Here is a 17,796-nt window from a genome sequence, read left to right as displayed (position 1 = left end):
CCGGGAGTACCCTATGAACCAGTCTTTCTGCCTGATCGACGCCCCGCGCTTCGCCGCCGCCCAGCACCAGGGCCGGGTGCGTTTTCTCATCGACGTGCGCAGCCCGGCGGAATTCCGCGCCCAGCATGTGGCCGGGGCGCGCAATGTGCCGCTCGACCAGCTCAACCCCGAGCAACTGGTGGCCCAGCTCAAGAGCGAAGGCCTGCACAGCGGCGATGAGCTCTACCTGCTGTGCCAGCGCGGCCAGCGCGCCCAGCGCGCCGCCGAACAGCTGCAGCACCTGCTGCCCGGCATCCAGGTGGTCGAGGGCGGCACCGAGGCCTGCGTGGCCTGCAGCATGCCGCTGAACCAGGCCGCCAGCGGCGTGATCAGCCTGCAGCGCCAGGTGCAGATCACTGCCGGCAGCCTGGTGCTGCTCGGCTGCATCCTCGGCACCTGGCTGCACCCCGGCTGGTACGGCCTGGCCGCCTTCGTCGGCGCCGGGCTGACCTTCGCCGGCATCAGCAACACCTGCGGCATGGCCCTGCTGCTGGCGCGCATGCCCTGGAACCGTTGATGGAGGGGTTGCTGTTCGAGACCCTCGGCATCGGCGTGGTGCTCGGCCTGCTGCTCGGCCTGACCGGTGCCGGCGGCTCGCTGGTGGCCCTGCCGCTGCTGCTCAGCCTGCACCTGCCGCTGCGCGACGCCATCGGCGTGAGCCTCGGCGCCGTGGCCCTGACCGCCCTGGTCGGCGCTATCCCACGGGCCTTCCAGGGCCTGGTGGCCTGGCGCCCGGTGCTGCTGCTGAGCCTGTGCGGCCTGCCGGGCAATGCCCTGGGCCAGTGGCTGGGGCGCTTCGTTGCCGAGGCGCCGCTGATCATCGCCTTCTGCCTGCTGGTGCTGTGGTCGGCCTGGCGCATGTGGCACGGCGCCCGCCTGCCGCGCCACGAGCAGGCCATCACCCGCCACCTGCCGCTGGTCGGCATCGGCCTGGCGGTCGGCCTGCTCTCCGGGCTGCTCGGCGTCGGCGGCGGCTTCCTGGTGGTGCCGGCCCTGCTCTGGTTCACCCCGCTGTCCATGCTGGCCGCCACGGCCACCTCGATGGCGGTGATCGCCCTGGTCTCCGGCGGCGGCTTCGTCCTCTACCTGAGTGGCGCCAACCCGTCGCCCCTGCTGCTCGCCAGCCTGGCCGTCGGCGGTGCGCTCGGCGTGCTGGGTGGCAACCTGCTGGCGCAACGCCTCGGCGGGCCACTGCTGCAACGTCTGTTTGCCCTGATGCTGGTCGTGGTCAGCCTGTCGCTGGCCGCGCAAAAACTCCTCGGAGGAGCCTGAAATGCTGTTTCGCCAATTCTTCGATAGTGTCAGCTCGACCTACACCTACCTGCTCGCCGACCAGGGCGAAGCGGTGCTGATCGATCCGGTCAAGGACAAGCTGGACGATTACCTGCACCTGCTCGGCGAGCTGCAGCTGCGCCTGGTGCTGGCCGTGGACACCCACACCCATGCCGACCACATCACCGCCCTCGGCGGCCTGCGCGCCGCCACCGGCTGCCGCAGCGGCTTCGGCGCCGAGAGCGGCAGCACCTGCGCCAGCTTCACCTTCGCCGACGGGCAGCGCCTGAGCTTCGGCCGGCGCGAGCTGATTGCCTGGCACACTCCCGGGCACACCGACGACTCCTACTGCTTCCTGCTGCCGGCCGGCGCTGGCGAGGCGGCCCAGCTGTTCACCGGCGACACCCTGCTGATCCGCGGCAGCGGGCGTACCGACTTCCAGAATGGCGACGCCCGCGCGCAATGGGCCAGCCTGCAGCGCCTGCTGGCCCTGCCCGGCGACACCGCCGTCTGGCCCGGCCACGACTACCGTGGCTGGACGCGCTCCAGCATCGCCGAGGAGGCCGCGCACAACCCGCGCCTGCAGGTGGCCGATGCCGAGGCCTATGCCCGCCTGATGGCCGGGCTGAAGCTGGCCAACCCGCGCCTGATGGACGTTGCCGTACCGGCCAACCGCGCCTGCGGCCAGGGCTGACTGCCCGCCGCCGCGACAAAGCCGGCGCAGCATCGCGCCGGTGCTTGAAGCACCGCCCGCATCCGGGCAAAGTGCGGCGACAACGTATAAAAACCACGGGGTTCGCGGATGCCTCGCTTCTGTCTGGCCGTGCTCCTGTTGTGCCTCGCCAGCCCCCTCTGGGCCCTCGCCCCGGCGCCCCTGGACCGGGACGAGCTGCGCCTGTCGCTGGCGCCCTACATGGGCTACCACGAAGACCGCGACGGCAGTCTCAGCCCCGCCCAGGTGCAGCAACTGCCGGACAGCGCCTTCCAGGGCATCGACGGCGACCACGCCAACCTCGGCAAGAATGCCTCGGTGTGGTGGTTCAGGCTGCGCCTGGTCAACAGCCGCCCGCAACCGCTCTCCGGCTACCTGGAAGTCAACTACGCCCTGCTCGACCGCATCGACGTCTACCTGCAGGACGCCGACGGCAACCTGCAGCACCAGCAGAGCGGCGACAGCTTCGCCTTCGCCCAGCGCCCGGTGCAGGTTCGCCACTTCTGGTTCCCCCTGCAGCTGGCGCACGGCAGCAACACCCTGCTGCTGCGCGTGGAAAGCACCAGCACCCTGTTCGTGCCGCTGTTCTTCAGCACCTACGGGGCCAGCGCGGCGGCCCAGGAAAACCTCATGGGCATCAACGGCGCCTTCTACGGCGTGCTGTTTGCCATGTTCATCTACAACCTGTTCCTGTTCATCTCGCTGCGCGAGCGCGCCTATTTCTGGTACCTGATCTACAACGTCAACGTCGGCCTGTTCGCCGCCTGCTTCGACGGCATGCTGTTCAAGCTGCTGCCCGACCACGTGGCCCTGCAGTCGGTGAGCATCTACATCCTGATGTACCTGCACTGCCTGAGCGCCACCCAGTTCAGCCGGCACTTCCTGCACACCCGTCTGCACTTCCCGCGCCTGGACCGCGGCCTGCGCCTGCTCATGCTGGCGGTCCTCGGCGGCCTGCTGTCGGCGCCGCTGATCGGCCTGCAGGCCTGGAACATCCTCGCCAGCCTCGTCGTGCTGGTGGTCTCGCTGCTGCTGCTGCTGACCGGGATGTATGCCTGGCGCCGGGGCATCCGCCATGGCTCCTACTACGTGCTGGCCTGGAGCGTGCTGCTGGTCGCCTTCATGCTGGTCACCAGCGGCTCGCTGGGGGTGGAGCTGTTCGGCATCTACGGCTCGGCGGTGGTCAAGGTCGGGGTGACCATCGAGCTGCTGACCCTGTCCATCGGCCTGGCCGACCGCATCAACCTGCTCAAGGAGGAAGGCTACCGCTCGCGCCAGGCCGCCGAGCAGGCGGCGCTCGAGAACCTGGCCAAGAGCCGCTTCCTGGCCAAGATGAGCCACGAGATTCGCACCCCGCTGAACGGCGTGCTGGGCATGCTGCAGCTGCTGCGCGAAACCAGCCTGGACCGCAACCAGCGCTTCTACGTGGACACCATCAGCAGCTCCGGCAGCTCGCTGATGACGGTGATCAACGACATCCTCGACTACGCCCGCATCGAGTCCGGCAAGCTCAGTCTGGAGGAGATCGAGTTCGACCTCGAACAGCTGGTGTCCGACACCCTCAGCCTGTTCACCAGCCAGGCCCTGGAGAAGCGCCTGCGCCTCTACGTCAGCCTGGAGCGCGGCGTGCCCCGGCGCATCAAGGGCGACCCGATGCGCCTCAAGCAGGTACTGATGAACCTGCTGAGCAACGCCCTGAAGTTCACCCAGGAGGGCCACGTGGCCCTGCACATCTGCCTCCGCAGCGACAGCCGGGGCCAGGCGCACCTGCTCTTCGCCATCCGCGACAGCGGCATCGGCATCCGCGCCGACAGCCTCGGCCAGCTGTTCAAGTCCTTCGCACAGGGCGACTCCAGCACCACCCGGCGCTACGGCGGCAGCGGCCTGGGCCTGGTGATCAGCAAGGAACTGGTGGAGATGATGCACGGGCGCATCGAGGTGCAGAGCACCCCGGGCCAGGGCAGCCGCTTCGCCTTCGATATCCCGCTGCAGGCGGTGAGTGAGCAGCCCGACGAGCTGGCCGCCCTGCTCAACGGCCGCAGCGCCCTGCTCTGCTCGCTGGACGGCCTCGGCCTGGAAGCCCTCGGCCACCTGCTCGGGCGTTGGGGCATGCGCACCGAGCGCTGCCAGGACCCGCAACGCCTGGCGGACTACCTGGACGACTTCAGGAGCCCGCCGCTGCTGGTGCTGATGACGCCCTGGCCGGGCAGCATCGGTCACTGGCTGGACAGCATCGGCCCGAGCCTGGAGCCCGGCCAGCGCATCCTGCTCCTGCACCCGCCGCAGCAACAGCCGCAATTGCCGCAGCAGCACGGCCTGCGCCTGCTCAACCTGCCGCTACCGGTGGCCCTCACCAGCCTGCGCAGCACCCTGCTGGAGCTGTACAGCGAACGGCGCAGCGCACCCCGCCCGGCCCTCACCGAGCCGCACGGTGCCGGCGGCGCCACGCCGTGCATCCTGGTCGCCGAGGACAATGCGGTGAACCAGCTGGTGGTACAGGGCTTCCTGAAGAAGCGCGGCTACTGCGTGCGCCTGGTCGGCAACGGCCTGGCCGCGGTGGCCGAGTACCAGCGCGACCCGGCCGCGATCCAGCTGATCCTGATGGACTGCGAGATGCCCGAGCTGGACGGCTTCGACGCCACCCGGCAGATCCGCCAGCTGGAGCACAGCCGCCGCCTGCCGGCCGTGCCGATCATTGCCCTGACCGCGCATATCCTCGACGAGCACCGCGAACACGGCGCCCGCTCCGGCATGAACGACTTCCTCGGCAAGCCGCTGGACTGCCAGCTGCTCTACAGCACCCTGGATCGCTACCTGCTCGACCAGCCCCAGCAGCAGGGCTCAAGGGTTGGCCAGTAAGCGCTAGCGGCAAGCGAATCCGGCAGAATGGCGCGGCAACGCGGTTCGCGACAAACCGCAACAGCCCCTAGAATGGCCGCCCGCCAACGAGAACCCGCCATGCTGATCCCCCACGACCTGCTCGAAGCCGAGACCCTGACCCGCCTGCTGGAGGATTTCGTCAGCCGCGAAGGCACCGACAACGGCGACGAAACGCCCCTGGCGACCCGCGTCGAACGGGCGCGCAAGGCCCTGCTCAAGGGCCAGGCGCTGATCGTCTTCGACCCGGAAAGCCAGCAGTGCCAGCTGCTGCTCAAGGAGCAGGTGCCACGCGAGTGGCTGCAGGAGCAAGACTGAGCACCTGCCACCCTACGGCGAACCGTGACCGGCGCTTAGCGCCAGCCCAGGCGCGGCCCGAGCAGGATGATCGCCGCGCCGAGCAGGCACAGGCCCGCCCCCAGCCAGTCGCTGGTCAAGGGCCGGGTGCGCTCGACCGCCGCCAGCCAGAACAGCGAGGCGACGATATAGACCCCGCCATAAGCGGCGTAGGCGCGCCCGGCATAGGTGGCCTCGACGCGGGTCAGCAGCACGGCGAACAGGCACAGGCTGAGCAGCGCCGGCGCCAGCCACCAGGCGCTCTTGCCCAGCCGCAGCCACATCCAGAAGGCGTAGCAGCCGGCGATCTCGAATAGCGCGGCGAGCAGGAACCACAGGTAATTGAGCATTCGGCGACCTCTTCGATAATGACTGGGATTACGCCAGCCGGCGCCACTCAGCCGCGCAGACAGCCCTCGCGCTCCCACACGCAGCGCATGCGCAGGTCATCCTCCTGCGGGCTGTGGAAGCCGCTCTCGGACTCCCAGCGGAAGGTGTGCAGGCCGTTCAGCTCGGTTTCCAGATGGACCACCGCGCTGGCCCAGTACAGGCGCTTGAGCAGCGCCTCGAACTCCTGCACCCACAGGCTCCACTCGTACTCGATGGCCCGGTAGCTGGCGCCGAAGTGGATCACCTGGGTCTGGTACAGGCCCTCGCCCTCGTTGCCGCAGAAGGAGAACATCTCGCGGCCAAGAAACGGCCAGGCATCGCCCTGGGGCAATTGCTCCAGCACCCGGCGGTTGATGCCGCGCCGCAGCAGGCGCTGCTCGCGCTCGCCGGACGGCCAGTCACGGATGCAGCCATAGACGATGGATTCGGGCTCCACGCGGGTACTCCAAGAAATGCAGGCTGCCTTCTATCACAGGGCCTTGCCGCTGCAAAGGAACCAGTGCCCAAGAACCTGTTTACCATCCCTCGCAGGGTGCGCCGTGCGCACCACAAAACCACGTACAGGCCTCTGGTGCCCACGCAGAGCTGCCCGGTTCTGCAGTCAGTGGGCCCAACGCCTTCGTTGGTAGTGCCTGGAAAAGATCGCAAACAGCTTCTAACTCTGCCGATCCCCTCCGGCCCTGGGAGTACGCAGGCACCAGGCGATCAGGCTCATCAGCACACCCAGTGCGGTCAGGACCATGAACGGCAGCCGGTAGTCGCCGCCCATGTCGCGCCCCAGCCCCACCAGGATCGGCGCCAGGCAGGCCATGCAGTAGCCGGCGCAGAGCATCATCGCGGTCCAGCGGCTGACCGCCAGCGGCGTGTGCACCTCGTACAGCGGCAGCACCAGCGACAGGGCGAACGAACCGCTCAGCGCCAGGCCCATGAGCATGGCCCAGAGCTCCGGCAACTGCTGCGGCAGGAAAGTGACCATGCCCAGGCTGAGGGTCATCACTAGGCCGCAGCCCACCAGCAGCGGCTGGCGAATGCCGAAGCGCTGGGCCAGCCAGGGCAGCAGCCAGGCGCTGGGCAGGCCGACCAGCATGAAGGTACTGAACAGGCCATTGCTGTACGGCAGGCTGAAACCGGCCTCGTGATAGCGCGCCACCAGCCAGGTGGCCATGCTGTAGAACATCCCCGCCTGGATGGCGAAGAAGCCGGTGACCAGCCACGCCCGCGGCTCGCGCCAGGGCAGCCCGGTGCCATCGCCCGCGGCGGCGGTTTCCCTGCAATTGGGCAGGCGCGCCCAGAGCAGCACGGCGACCAGCGCCGGCAGCGACCAGGCCGCCAGCCCGGCGGTCCAGTCATCGCCCAGGGCGCGGGTCAGCGGGATGCTCAGGACCGCGCCGCCGGCGCCACCGATGGCCATGCCGAAGGAATACCAGCCCACCACGCGGCCGATGTGCCCGACGAAATGGCGCTTGATGAAGCCGGACAGCAGCGGCCCGGTCAGCGCAATGCCGGTGCCCATCAGCACGGCGCTGCCGATCAGCAGCGCGCCGTGCTGCCCGGCCAGGCGCAGCAGCAGGGCCAGGCAGATCAGGGCCAGGCAGGCGGTGATGGTGCGTTCCAGGCCGATGCGCGTGGCAAAACGCGGCGCCAGGGGCGCCAGCAAGCCCATGCACAGCACCGGCAAGGCCGTGGTCAGGCTGATCAGCCCGCGGCTCAGGGACAGTTCGGCGGCGATCCGCTCGATCAGCGGCGCCAGGGAGGTGATGCCGGGGCGCAGGTTGATCGCCGCCAGCAGCAAGGCCAGCATCAGCACGGCCCGAGAAACAGGTTTCACAGCAGATCCAAACGCACGGCAGCCAGAAGGCCGGACCGCCCACCCTACTCCGCCCGCCGCCGCGCGGACAAGCCTGCCCGGCAAAAAACTTGACCAGGCAGACAATCAAAAAGACTCTGTACCTGTTAGCTACTCTGGCAGCCACAAAGCCTGTAGGAGCGAGCTTGCTCGCGATGCTTCTGCCGTTGCCGGTTTTCGCCAGCAAGCTGGCTCCTACAGCGGGCAGCCCCTGCGCACAACGCATGACGGGGACATAGCCATCCAAAAGCCCGCCCCGCGTTTCCCCGCCTGGTCGGAAAACCGCTAGAGTGAAAGCACAGTGCCAGCTCAGGGTCCGCCGTGCCATATCGCCCGTCTCACCTCCCGCGCCGCAACGCCCGGCAATGGCTACTGCTCCTGCTGCTGATCTGCCTGGGCAGCGGCGGCGCCACGGCAGGCGACAGGCTGCGCCTGCAACTGCGCTGGCTGCACCAGTTCCAGTTTGCCGGCTACTACATGGCCCTGGAAAAAGGCTATTACCGCGATGCCGGGCTGGATGTGGAAATCCTCGAGGGCGGCCCGCAGGCCCTCAAGCCGGTGGATGCCATCCTCTCCGGACGCAGCGATTTCGCCATCAGCAACAGCGGCGTGGTGATCGAGCGCATGGCCGGCAAACCGGTGGTGGCACTGGCGGCGATCATGCAGACCTCGCCCATCGTGTGGATAGTGCGCGCCGACTCAGGCATCCGCACGCCCGCGGACCTGGCCGGCAAGCGCCTGATGCTGATGCCCGCGCCGGAGAGCGCCGAGCTGCTGATCACCCTGCGCCGCGAAGGCATCGACATGGGCCAGCTGAATATCCAGCCGACCAGCTTCGACCCGCAGGACCTGATCGACGGGCGCACCGACGCCTACGACGGCTACATCTCCAACGAGACCTACTGGCTGGCCCAGCGCGGCGTCGACTACCGCCTGATCAACCCGCGCGAATACGGGGTGAACTTCTACAACGATGTACTGGTGACCAGCGAGCGGCTGCTCAGGGAACGGCCGCAGCGGGTCGCAGCGTTCGTCCAGGCCAGCCTCAAGGGCTGGCAATATGCCCTGGACCACCAGGAAGAAAGCCTCCAGCTGATCCACCGCCGCTATGCCCCCGGCAAGAGCCTGGAGCACCTGCGCTTCGAGGCCGACGCCCTGCGCAAGCTGATCATGTCCGACCTGGTGCAGCTCGGGCACATGAACCCCGGGCGCTGGGACGCCATCGCCAACAGCTACGTGCAACTGGGCATGGCCCCCGGCCCGGTCGACCTGGACGGGTTTCTCTACAGCGAACACCTCGAGCAGGACAACCGCATGTTCTACCTGGGCGGCGCCATCGCCCTGCTGGTCATCCTGCTGATGGGCACCGTGGCCTTGCGCTTCGCAGCCCTGTCGCGCGCCCTGCAGCGCGAGATCAACCGCCGCCAGGACACCGAGCAGCAACTGCTCACCAGCAACGCGACACTGGAGCGCCTGGCCAATACCGACCGCCTGACCGGGCTGTGGAACCGCCTAAAGTTCGAGGAAGTGGCGCAGCAGGAAGTCGGCCGGGCCGAACGCTACGGCTACCCGCTGTCGCTGGTGTTCTTCGACATCGACCACTTCAAGGAGATCAACGACCGGCACGGCCACGAAATCGGCGATCAGGTGCTGTGCCGCCTGGCCGATAGGGTCCGCGAGCACCTGCGCGACTCGGACAGCCTGTGCCGCTGGGGCGGCGAGGAATTTCTCATCCTCATGCCGCATACCGACAGGCAGCAGGCCCGCCAGCTGGCCGAGAAACTGCGCGAACTGATCAGCACAAGCCCGCTGCTCGATCGGCAGCCGATCAGCGCCAGCTTCGGCATCGCCCAGCTGCAACCCGGCGAACTGCTCCGCGACCTGGTACGCCATGCCGACACCGCGCTGTACCGGGCCAAGCAACTTGGACGCAATCGGGTAGAAACCTGAGCGAAAAAGCCAAGAAGTTCCGCAAACCACGCCGTCGCCGGCTCGAACAATGCCCATTCGCTGTATATAGTGCAGAGCCATGCAAGAAGAAGGCATTTAGCCACCAAGCCTCCCCGAAACGCCGCCCCACACGCCGGATGTCGATGATGAAAACAAAAAAAGACGCAGTGTCCACCGTTTCCGAAGCGCGCCCCGTCCTAGCCGAAAGCCCTGAAGCCGTAACGCCGCCGCGGACACTCCTCAGCCCCGCCGGCAATGGCGAGCCGTACATGTACTTCACCGAGCGCGACATCGAGCGCATCCTGGAAAACCTCGACGGCCTGCGCGAGCGGGTCTTCCCCAAGGTGCTCAGCGACGACGGCAGCGATGCGCGCACCAGCCAGCACTTCCCTTCCGTATGCCTGATCGGCCTCGGCCGTTGCGGCTCCAACATCGCCCTGGACGTCGCGTCCCTGGTGTACAACGCGCGCAAGTTCTACCTCAACGAATTCAGCAACCAGGAAAGGCCGGCCAACGAACAGCGCCCGACCAGCTGGATCCGCAGCAACCTGCGCCTGTCGCCCAGCCGCGCGGCCAAGCCGGTATTCCTCATCGAGCCACTGGTGATGCTCGGCGACCTGGACAAGGACATCGAGGGGCGCATCCGCTTCTCGCGCAAGACCGAGAAGAGCGGCTTCCTCAGCGACTACAGCAAGATGAAGATCATGGACCTGTCCGAGGTGCATGCCGGCGGCGCCGGCAACGCGCCGATCCTCGGCCAGTACCTGGCCAAGATCATCCTCAACAAGGACACCCAGCGCTTCACCAATGCCGACTGGAAGTTCATCCACAGCTACCTAATCGACTCCTGCGGGATCAAGGCCAACCAGTCGCGCCTGTACTTCTACATCTTCAGCGCCGGCGGCGGCACCGGCTCGGGCATGGCCTCGGAGTTTGGCCTGGCCCAGCAGTTCGCCTACATGAGCAAGACCTTCGAGACCAAGACCGAGGAAGGCAGCGACGAGAACCGCGACCACTCCTTCGTCTTCGAGCCGATCTTCACCAGCGGCATCTGCATCCTGCCGAACATCTCCGACCAGCGCATCGAGATGTCCGAAGCCCTGCATATCAACGCCGGCCGCCTGCTGTGCAAGTACCTCGCCGAGGAGTGGGACTTCTCCTACAACTTCGACAACGAGGAGACCGGCGAAGAGAGCGTGATGCGCCGCATCCGCCCGTGGAACGCGATGATGCTGATCTCCAACGACATCATGCGCTACGCCGAGGAAAGCGACGGCGGCAATATCCAGAACATCGACGTGAACGCCATGGAGCGCCACGCCAACCAGTACATCTCGCAGCAGATCTTCAACATCCTCACCGCCCAGGCGGTGACCACCGACTACGACCAGAACTACTTCCGCCGCGCCGGCATCGACATCGGCGAGACCATCCGCCTGGATGCCAACGACCTGTTCATGAGCCTGGCCGGCCCGGTGGCCGTAGCCTACGCCGAGTCGGTGGTGGCCGAACAGGCGCCGCCAGCGCCCACGGACAAGTTCAAGGTGTTCGAGAAGGAGCAACCCAAGCTCAATATCGACGACCTGTTCTTCCGCTCCATCGACCTGCCGCACTTCAACAAGGCGACCCAGGCCATCGAAGGCATCAGCCTGCTGCCGATCGAGTCCAAGCGCTACCGCGCGGCGCTGGAGCAGTACAAGAAAGGCGGCTTCGACGCCAGCGCGCTGAGCGACCTGCACTTTTTCAAGAACTGTTCCTCGGTGGTGTCCATCGTCTCCCTGCCCAAGGACTACAAACTGTCCTACATGGACCTCAACCGCCTGAAGAGCCACCTCAACAGCCTGTTCCCCAACACCACCCTGAAGCGCTACGCCCTGGTCATCGGCGCCTCGGCCAACCTGTCGCTGACCACCTTGATCGTCAAGAGCCCGTGCCTGTCGGACGACTTCCTGACCCTGATCGTGGCCTTCATCAAGCGCTGCTTCGCCCGCGACCAGTACCGCTACGACGACAGCCTGGACAACGCCATGCTCGACTTCATCGTCTCCGAGGAGTTCGACGAGGAACTGATCGAGGCCATGCTCAACGAGTACGAGAATCCGGCGAAGATCCTCGACACCAACTGGTACGCGATCAAACCGATGTACGAGAAGAAGTACCGCGAGCTGATCCACGATGCGGACAAGTTCGTCTCGATCAATGACATCCGCCTGTCCCGCGACAGCGTGAAGAAGGCCATCAAGTACCTACGCGAGATCTACCGCCACCGCGTCGGCAAGACCCGGGTCATCTCGCTCAACGACTACAGCGGCAAGGCCTGACCGGCCAACTGCCGCACCAACGAAAAGGGCCTGCAATTGCAGGCCCTTTTCGTTGGTTATGTACGCGTTACGTATTGCAAGAGTGATACACCGCAGGTTGGGTTGAGGAGCGGCGCGGCGAAGCCCAATGATCCAGGCCCCGGCCTGTTGGGCTTCGCCATGCTCAACGCCAAGCTACTCACGCATGCGCCCCTGCAACACATCACAAGGACATCGCCTCTCATTGCTGCACACTACCGAAGAGACTCATCCGACACTCGCCAGCTCACGCAGAACCTCGCGCAAATCAGCACGCCAATCCGGCTGCTCGATGCCAAAAGTATTCAACAGCCTGGAGCCGTCCAGCACCGACCAGGCCGGACGCCGGGCCGGCGTCGGGTAATCGGCCGTGGTAATGCCCTGCATCGACGGCACACGCGGCAGCAACCCCTGTTCCAGAGCCTGCTGGAAGATCGCTTCGGCAAACTCATGCCAGCTGCAGGCCGGCGCCCCGCTGTAGTGATAGACACCCCAGGGCAAAGTGCCATTGCTGCGATAACGCTCGGCCAGGCGCCAGAGCATCTTCGCGATGGCAAGCGCAGCGGTCGGTCCGCCGTGCTGATCCGCCACTACCGCCAGGCTGTCGCGCTCGCGCCCCAAGCGCAGCATGGTCTTCGCGAAGTTATTGCCATGCGCACCAAACACCCAGCTGGTACGCAAAATCAGATAGCGCGAGCACTGCTCAGCCAATGCCTGCTCACCAGCGAGCTTGCTGGCGCCATACACGCCGGTGGGGCCAGTGGGATCGCTCTCGCGGTAGGGTTTGGCGGCATCACCGGCAAACACATAATCCGTTGAGATATGCAGGAGCGGGATGGCCAAGCGCTCGGCCGCGCAAGCCAGATGGGCGACACCATCGCGGTTGACTGCAAAAGCACGCGCAGCATCGCTCTCGGCCTTGTCCACGGCGGTGTAGGCGGCGGCATTGATGATCAACTGCGGCTGCACCCGGGCAACCACCTCGGCCACCTGGCCGGCATTGGCGATGTCCAGCTCGGCCGAGCCCAGCCCGACAAGCTCGAAACCTGCGGGGGCGCAGCGCATCAGCTCGTGACCGACCTGGCCGTGCGCCCCGGTAATGAGTACCCGCATATCAGCCCTCGCGCCCCAACAACTGGCGAAGCGTCGGATTAACCTGATCCTTCGTCGACAACTGCGGAGCATCCAGAGGCCAGGGGATGGCCACTTCCGGATCGTTCCAGAGCAAACCACCCTCATCCGCGGGGAAGTACAGGTCGGTGCACTTGTACTGGAAGTCCGCCACCTCGCTCAGCACACAGAAGCCATGGGCATAACCCGGCGGCACCCAGAGCTGGCGATGGTTCTCGTCGTTCAGCTCGACACCGACATACTGCCCGCAGGTCGGCGAGTCGGGGTTGATGTCCACGGCCACGTCATACACCGCACCGCGGCTGACGCTGACCAGCTTGCCCTGCGGCCGGGTGCGCTGGAAATGCAGGCCGCGCAGCACGCCGCGCTGCGAACGGGAATGGTTGTCCTGCACGAACGGCAGGCCGATGCCCGCATCCCGGTAGCGTTCGACCTGAAAGGTCTCGAGGAAAAAGCCGCGATGATCACCGAACACCTTAGGCTCGATGATCAGCACGCCGGCCAGCTGCGTTTCTATCACCTTCACCGGGCAGCCTCCTGCTCCAGCAGGCGCTGCAGATACTGACCATAGCCGGTCTTGCTCAGCGCCTTCGCCTGGACCGCCAGTTGCTCCGCAGTCAGCCAGCCCTGGTGATAGGCGATTTCCTCCAGGCATGCCACCTTGAGCCCCTGACGAGCCTCGATGGTATGCACGAAGTGGCTCGCTTCCATCAGCGAGTCATGGGTACCGGTATCCAGCCAGGCAAACCCGCGCCCGAGCAAGCTGACATGCAGCTCGCCGCGCTCGAGGTAGGCGTTGTTCACATCGGTAATTTCCAGCTCGCCCCGCGCGGAAGGCTTGACCTGCTTGGCGATCTCGACCACCGAGTTGTCATAGAAGTACAGGCCGGTTACCGCATAGTTGGACTTAGGCTTGACCGGCTTTTCCTCAATGGAAATCGCCTTGCCCGCCGCATCGAACTCCACGACGCCGAAACGCTCCGGATCGCTCACGTGATAACCGAAAACCGTGGCACCGCGCCCACGCCCGGCCGCCTCGCGTAGCATGGCGCTGAAGCCGTAGCCATAGAAGATGTTGTCGCCGAGGATCAGGCAGACATCGCTGTCACCAATGAACGACTCGCCAATCAGGAAGGCCTGAGCCAGGCCATCGGGAGACGGCTGCTCGGCGTAGCTCAGCTCAATGCCAAAATCGCTGCCGTCACCCAGCAGCTTGCGGAAGTTGGGCAAATCCTCCGGCGTGGAGATGATCAACACCTCGCGAATACCGGCCAGCATCAACACCGACAAGGGGTAATAGATCATCGGCTTGTCGTAGATGGGCAGCAGCTGCTTGGACACGCCCCGGGTGATGGGGTGCAGGCGAGTGCCGGAGCCGCCCGCAAGAATGATGCCTTTCATGCATGCTCTCCCAGACGCCCCAGTCGGTAATCGCCACTCAGCACGCGCTGCCACCAGCCGCGGTTATCCAGGTACCACTGCACGGTCTTGCGAATACCGCTGTCAAACGACTCCTGCGGCACCCAACCCAGCTCGCGCGCGATCTTCGACGCATCGATGGCATAACGCCGGTCATGCCCCGGACGATCCTTCACAAATGTAATCAACTCCCTGTAGGAGCCAGCTTGCTGGCGATCCCCAGCCAAAGGCACCAACTCATCGAGCAGATCGCAGATAGTTTCCACCACCTCCAGATTGCGCTTCTCGTTGTGCCCACCGATGTTGTAAGTCTCCCCCACTTGCCCCTTGCACAGCACCTCGACCAGGGCGCGCGCGTGATCCTCGACATACAGCCAGTCGCGGATCTGCGAACCGTCGCCATACACCGGCAGCGGCTTGCCGGCCAGCGCGTTGAGGATCACATGCGGGATCAGCTTCTCCGGGAAATGGTAAGGCCCATAGTTGTTCGAGCAGTTGGTCACCAGCACCGGCAGGCCATAAGTCCGCTGCCAGGCACGCACCAGATGATCCGAACTGGCCTTGGACGCCGAATAGGGAGAGCTGGGTGCATAGGGCGTGGTTTCGGTAAACAGGTCCTCGGTGCCTTCCAGATCGCCATACACCTCGTCGGTAGAGATGTGATGGAAGCGGAATGTCGCTCTGCTTTCTTCCGCAAGACCATTCCAGTAGCGGCGCACGGACTCGAGCAGGGTGTAGGTACCGACGATATTGGTCTGGATGAAGTCGGCAGGCCCGTCGATGGAGCGATCCACATGCGACTCGGCGGCCAGGTGCATCACCGCCGTTGGCTTGAACTCAGCCAGCACCGCATCCAGCGCAGGCGCATCGCAGATATCGACCTGGTAGAAGCGATAGCGCGGCGAGTCGGACACCGAAGCCAGCGACTCCAGGTTGCCGGCATAGGTCAGCTTGTCGAGGTTGGCGACCACATGATCCGTATTCTCGATCAGGTGCCGGATCACGGCGGAACCAATGAAGCCGGCACCGCCTGTTAGCAAAATGCGTAAACCCATATCTTTCTTACCCAGCAAAAGAAACTCTGAAATAACCATTAACCGCCGCTCCCGCAAAGACGGGAATTCAGACGCTCTCTGAGCCAGCGCACACATGACTCAGCGGTAACGGCAATTTTTAAGGCGATGTCTCGGTTATGTGTTGTGCACAGAGGCTGCTCGCTGTAGGAGCCAGCTTGCTGGCGAAAACCGGCAACGGCAAAAACATCGCGAGCAAGCTCGCTCCTACAGGCTTTGCGCTATCGCCGTTAGCTACGATCGCAACAGCTAACAGGTACAGAGCCCTTTTTAAGTACGGTGCTGCACATGCAACCAATCAACTATCTCGCCTTCCGGGCTGTAGCCATTGACCATTTTACGCAATAGCTGACGCACCTTGTCGTAATCATCGTGCCCCACAGCCGAAAGCAGCTCGTTCAAGGCGACCTTCAACGCCTCCCACGACAAATATTCCTCATTGGCCCGCATGATCATCGGATGGTCGGTCGGGCTGACGTTCTCGCCAATCAGTAATTCTTCATACAGCTTTTCGCCGGGCCGCAGGCCAGTGAACTCGATGGATATATCGCCGTTGGGCGACTCGTCATTACGCAGGCTAAGACCGGACAGGTGGATCATCTTTTCCGCCAACTCGACGATCCGCACAGGCTGCCCCATGTCCAGCACGAACACGTCCCCCCCCTGCCCCATCGAGCCCGCCTGGATCACCAGTTGCGCGGCCTCAGGAATGGTCATGAAGTAACGGGTGATGTTGGGGTGCGTGACCGTCACCGGCCCGCCGCGCTTGATCTGCTCACGGAACAGCGGAATGACCGAACCGGACGAGCCCAGCACATTTCCGAAACGAACCATGGTAAAGCGCGTCTGGCTGACTTGCGGTACGCCAGCCCCATCGTTCATCAACACTGGCGCCGACTCGCGAGCAAGCGCCTGCAGCACCATCTCCGCCAGACGCTTGGTGCTGCCCATCACGTTGGTCGGCCTGACCGCCTTATCCGTGGAGATCAGCACGAAGTTATGTACGCCCGCCTTTATCGCAGCCTGAGCGGTTTGCAGGGTGCCCAGCACATTGTTGAGCACGCCCTCGGCGATATTGTGCTCGACGATGGGCACATGCTTGTATGCCGCAGCGTGGTAAACCGTCTGCACCTTCCAGGTTCGCATTACATCGAGCAGCCGTTCGCTATTACGGATACTGCCCAAAATGCCGACCAGCCGAATCGGCAGCGAATCCCGGGAAATACGCTGTTCAAGCTCAGTCTGAATGTCATACAGATTGAACTCACTGTGCTCGAACAACACCAGGGTAGTGGCGCCAGAAGCCAGGATCTGCCGGCACAGCTCCGAACCAATCGACCCGCCTGCGCCAGTCACCATAACCACCTGGTCGCGAATACAACGCTCGAACAGTTCTTTACGCGGCGGCACTGCATCACGCCCGAGCAGGTCTACGATATCGACTTCCTGCAAATCGCTGACACTGACCCGGCCACTGGCCAGATCCATAAAGCCTGGCACTGTGCGCACATGCAGCGGATAGGCCTCAAGTGCCGACAAGATTTCGCGGCGGCGAGAACGCGACGCCGACGGAATCGCCAACAGCACTTCTTGCGCGCCGGTCTCCTCGATCATCAGCGGGATATCCCGCGCGGCATACACCTTCAAGCCCGCGATCACACGATTGGCGATACCCTCGTCGTCATCGACAAAGGCCACCGGGCGCATGCCTTTACCCATGCGCAAAGCCGCCACGAGCTGGTTACCGGCAGAACCACCGCCATAGATGGCTACTTTGGGCAGGTTGTCCTCATTGCGCAGAAAGGGCACGTGTTGACCGGCCAGCAGCCAATCGCCGAGAAAATATTGGCGCATGAACAGGCGCAGGCCGCCGAGCATAAGCAAGCTGAGCCACCAGTAATTGAATACCAGCGAGCGCGGCACAATCACGTCGGCGCGGTACAAGTAGATGTACAAGCCCAGCACCAACGACGACAACGACACCGCCTTGAAAATCGCAATCAGCGCTTCATTGCCAAAATAACGCATGACGGCGCGATACATGCCCAGGCGAATAAAGATCGGAATAGCGATAACCGGGGCGATCAGAAACAACCAGGCATAATCCCCAAAGGGATTGATCGATCGATCAATACCCAAGCGCACGATGAAGGCCAGCCACAGTGCCAGCCAGACCAGCACCACATCCGAACAGATTTGCAGGGTGCGCTTGTAGCGACGTCGCAGACCTACCAGGCGGTCGCGCAGCAGAATGTGTTCTTTACCCTTCGTACGCGCCACGCTAACTCCCGCCCTTGATCACTTCCGAACCGCATTATTAATGGCTCTGCACCGGTTAGCTGTTGCAATCGTAGCTATCGGCCATAAGGCAAAGCCTGTAGGAGCGAGCTTGCTCGCGATGTTTTTGCCGTT

15 protein-coding genes are annotated in these 17,796 nt (G+C 64.6%); 7 read left to right on the top strand and 8 right to left on the bottom strand.

Annotated features, from left to right (window positions below; all coding sequences use genetic code 11):
• Nucleotides 1-13 precede the first annotated feature (13 nt).
• The 5 genes from GV001_RS08450 to GV001_RS08430 all read left to right on the top strand — a co-directional run bounded on the left by GV001_RS08450 (nt 14) and on the right by GV001_RS08430 (nt 5,218).
• Nucleotides 14-556: a rhodanese-like domain-containing protein gene (locus GV001_RS08450; protein ID WP_160079190.1), complete on the top strand. Its 543-nt coding sequence runs from the start codon at nt 14-16 to the stop codon at nt 554-556.
• A complete protein-coding gene (locus GV001_RS08445; protein WP_160079189.1) occupies nt 556-1,311 on the top strand; it encodes a sulfite exporter TauE/SafE family protein in 756 nt (251 codons plus the stop codon). The genes GV001_RS08450 and GV001_RS08445 overlap by 1 nt, the downstream gene beginning before the upstream one ends.
• Before the next feature lies 1 nt (nt 1,312).
• Entirely contained in the window at nt 1,313-2,005 is a 693-nt protein-coding gene (locus GV001_RS08440) for an MBL fold metallo-hydrolase (RefSeq protein ID WP_160079188.1), read from the top strand.
• A gap of 108 nt (nt 2,006-2,113) precedes the next feature.
• Nucleotides 2,114-4,882 carry a hybrid sensor histidine kinase/response regulator gene (locus GV001_RS08435; RefSeq protein ID WP_160079187.1) on the top strand — a complete coding sequence of 923 codons (2,769 nt, stop codon included), beginning with the start codon at nt 2,114-2,116 and terminating at the stop codon, nt 4,880-4,882.
• Between the two features lie 99 nt (nt 4,883-4,981).
• Nucleotides 4,982-5,218, top strand: a complete 237-nt coding sequence (locus GV001_RS08430) for a YheU family protein (protein WP_160079186.1) — start codon at nt 4,982-4,984, stop codon at nt 5,216-5,218.
• A gap of 35 nt (nt 5,219-5,253) precedes the next feature.
• Here the strand turns inward: GV001_RS08430 and GV001_RS08425 are convergent, their stop codons facing one another.
• The 3 genes from GV001_RS08425 to GV001_RS08415 all read right to left on the bottom strand — a co-directional run bounded on the left by GV001_RS08425 (nt 5,254) and on the right by GV001_RS08415 (nt 7,454).
• Nucleotides 5,254-5,586, bottom strand: coding sequence for a YnfA family protein (locus GV001_RS08425; RefSeq protein WP_160079185.1), 333 nt, complete (start codon nt 5,584-5,586; stop codon nt 5,254-5,256).
• A gap of 47 nt (nt 5,587-5,633) precedes the next feature.
• Nucleotides 5,634-6,062 carry a hypothetical protein gene (locus GV001_RS08420; RefSeq protein WP_160079184.1) on the bottom strand — a complete coding sequence of 143 codons (429 nt, stop codon included), beginning with the start codon at nt 6,060-6,062 and terminating at the stop codon, nt 5,634-5,636.
• Between the two features lie 219 nt (nt 6,063-6,281).
• The gene (locus tag GV001_RS08415) at nt 6,282-7,454 is read right to left on the bottom strand and encodes a CynX/NimT family MFS transporter (RefSeq protein WP_256664887.1); all 1,173 of its coding nucleotides are present in this window, start codon (nt 7,452-7,454) and stop codon (nt 6,282-6,284) included.
• Between the two features lie 339 nt (nt 7,455-7,793).
• Here GV001_RS08415 and GV001_RS08410 point away from each other — a divergent pair, with 339 nt between their 5' ends.
• Both GV001_RS08410 and GV001_RS08405 read left to right on the top strand, forming a co-directional pair.
• On the top strand, nt 7,794-9,422 hold the full coding sequence (locus GV001_RS08410) for a GGDEF domain-containing protein (RefSeq protein WP_160079183.1): 1,629 nt from the start codon (nt 7,794-7,796) through the stop codon (nt 9,420-9,422).
• Between the two features lie 146 nt (nt 9,423-9,568).
• Nucleotides 9,569-11,743 carry a hypothetical protein gene (locus tag GV001_RS08405; RefSeq protein ID WP_160079182.1) on the top strand — a complete coding sequence of 725 codons (2,175 nt, stop codon included), beginning with the start codon at nt 9,569-9,571 and terminating at the stop codon, nt 11,741-11,743.
• 246 nt (nt 11,744-11,989) lie between these two features.
• Here the strand turns inward: GV001_RS08405 and rfbD are convergent, their stop codons facing one another.
• The 5 genes from rfbD to GV001_RS08380 all read right to left on the bottom strand — a co-directional run bounded on the left by rfbD (nt 11,990) and on the right by GV001_RS08380 (nt 17,637).
• Nucleotides 11,990-12,874, bottom strand: coding sequence for a dTDP-4-dehydrorhamnose reductase (rfbD, locus tag GV001_RS08400; RefSeq protein ID WP_160079181.1), 885 nt, complete (start codon nt 12,872-12,874; stop codon nt 11,990-11,992).
• Between the two features lies 1 nt (nt 12,875).
• Complete coding sequence (rfbC, locus tag GV001_RS08395; RefSeq protein ID WP_160079180.1) at nt 12,876-13,418, bottom strand: dTDP-4-dehydrorhamnose 3,5-epimerase; 543 nt, start codon at nt 13,416-13,418, stop codon at nt 12,876-12,878.
• Nucleotides 13,415-14,293 (bottom strand): glucose-1-phosphate thymidylyltransferase RfbA, encoded by an 879-nt coding sequence (rfbA, locus tag GV001_RS08390; protein WP_160079179.1) that lies wholly within the window; start codon nt 14,291-14,293, stop codon nt 13,415-13,417. The genes rfbC and rfbA overlap by 4 nt, the downstream gene beginning before the upstream one ends.
• Nucleotides 14,290-15,366, bottom strand: coding sequence for a dTDP-glucose 4,6-dehydratase (gene rfbB / locus GV001_RS08385; RefSeq protein ID WP_160083250.1), 1,077 nt, complete (start codon nt 15,364-15,366; stop codon nt 14,290-14,292). The genes rfbA and rfbB overlap by 4 nt, the downstream gene beginning before the upstream one ends.
• A gap of 288 nt (nt 15,367-15,654) precedes the next feature.
• Nucleotides 15,655-17,637 carry a nucleoside-diphosphate sugar epimerase/dehydratase gene (locus GV001_RS08380; protein WP_160083248.1) on the bottom strand — a complete coding sequence of 661 codons (1,983 nt, stop codon included), beginning with the start codon at nt 17,635-17,637 and terminating at the stop codon, nt 15,655-15,657.
• Between the last annotated feature and the right edge of the window lie 159 nt (nt 17,638-17,796).

Origin of the sequence: Pseudomonas sp. 8AS, assembly GCF_902506505.1 — a bacterium.
Lineage (GTDB): Bacteria > Pseudomonadota > Gammaproteobacteria > Pseudomonadales > Pseudomonadaceae > Aquipseudomonas.
This window is presented reverse-complemented; position numbering and strand designations above follow the sequence as displayed.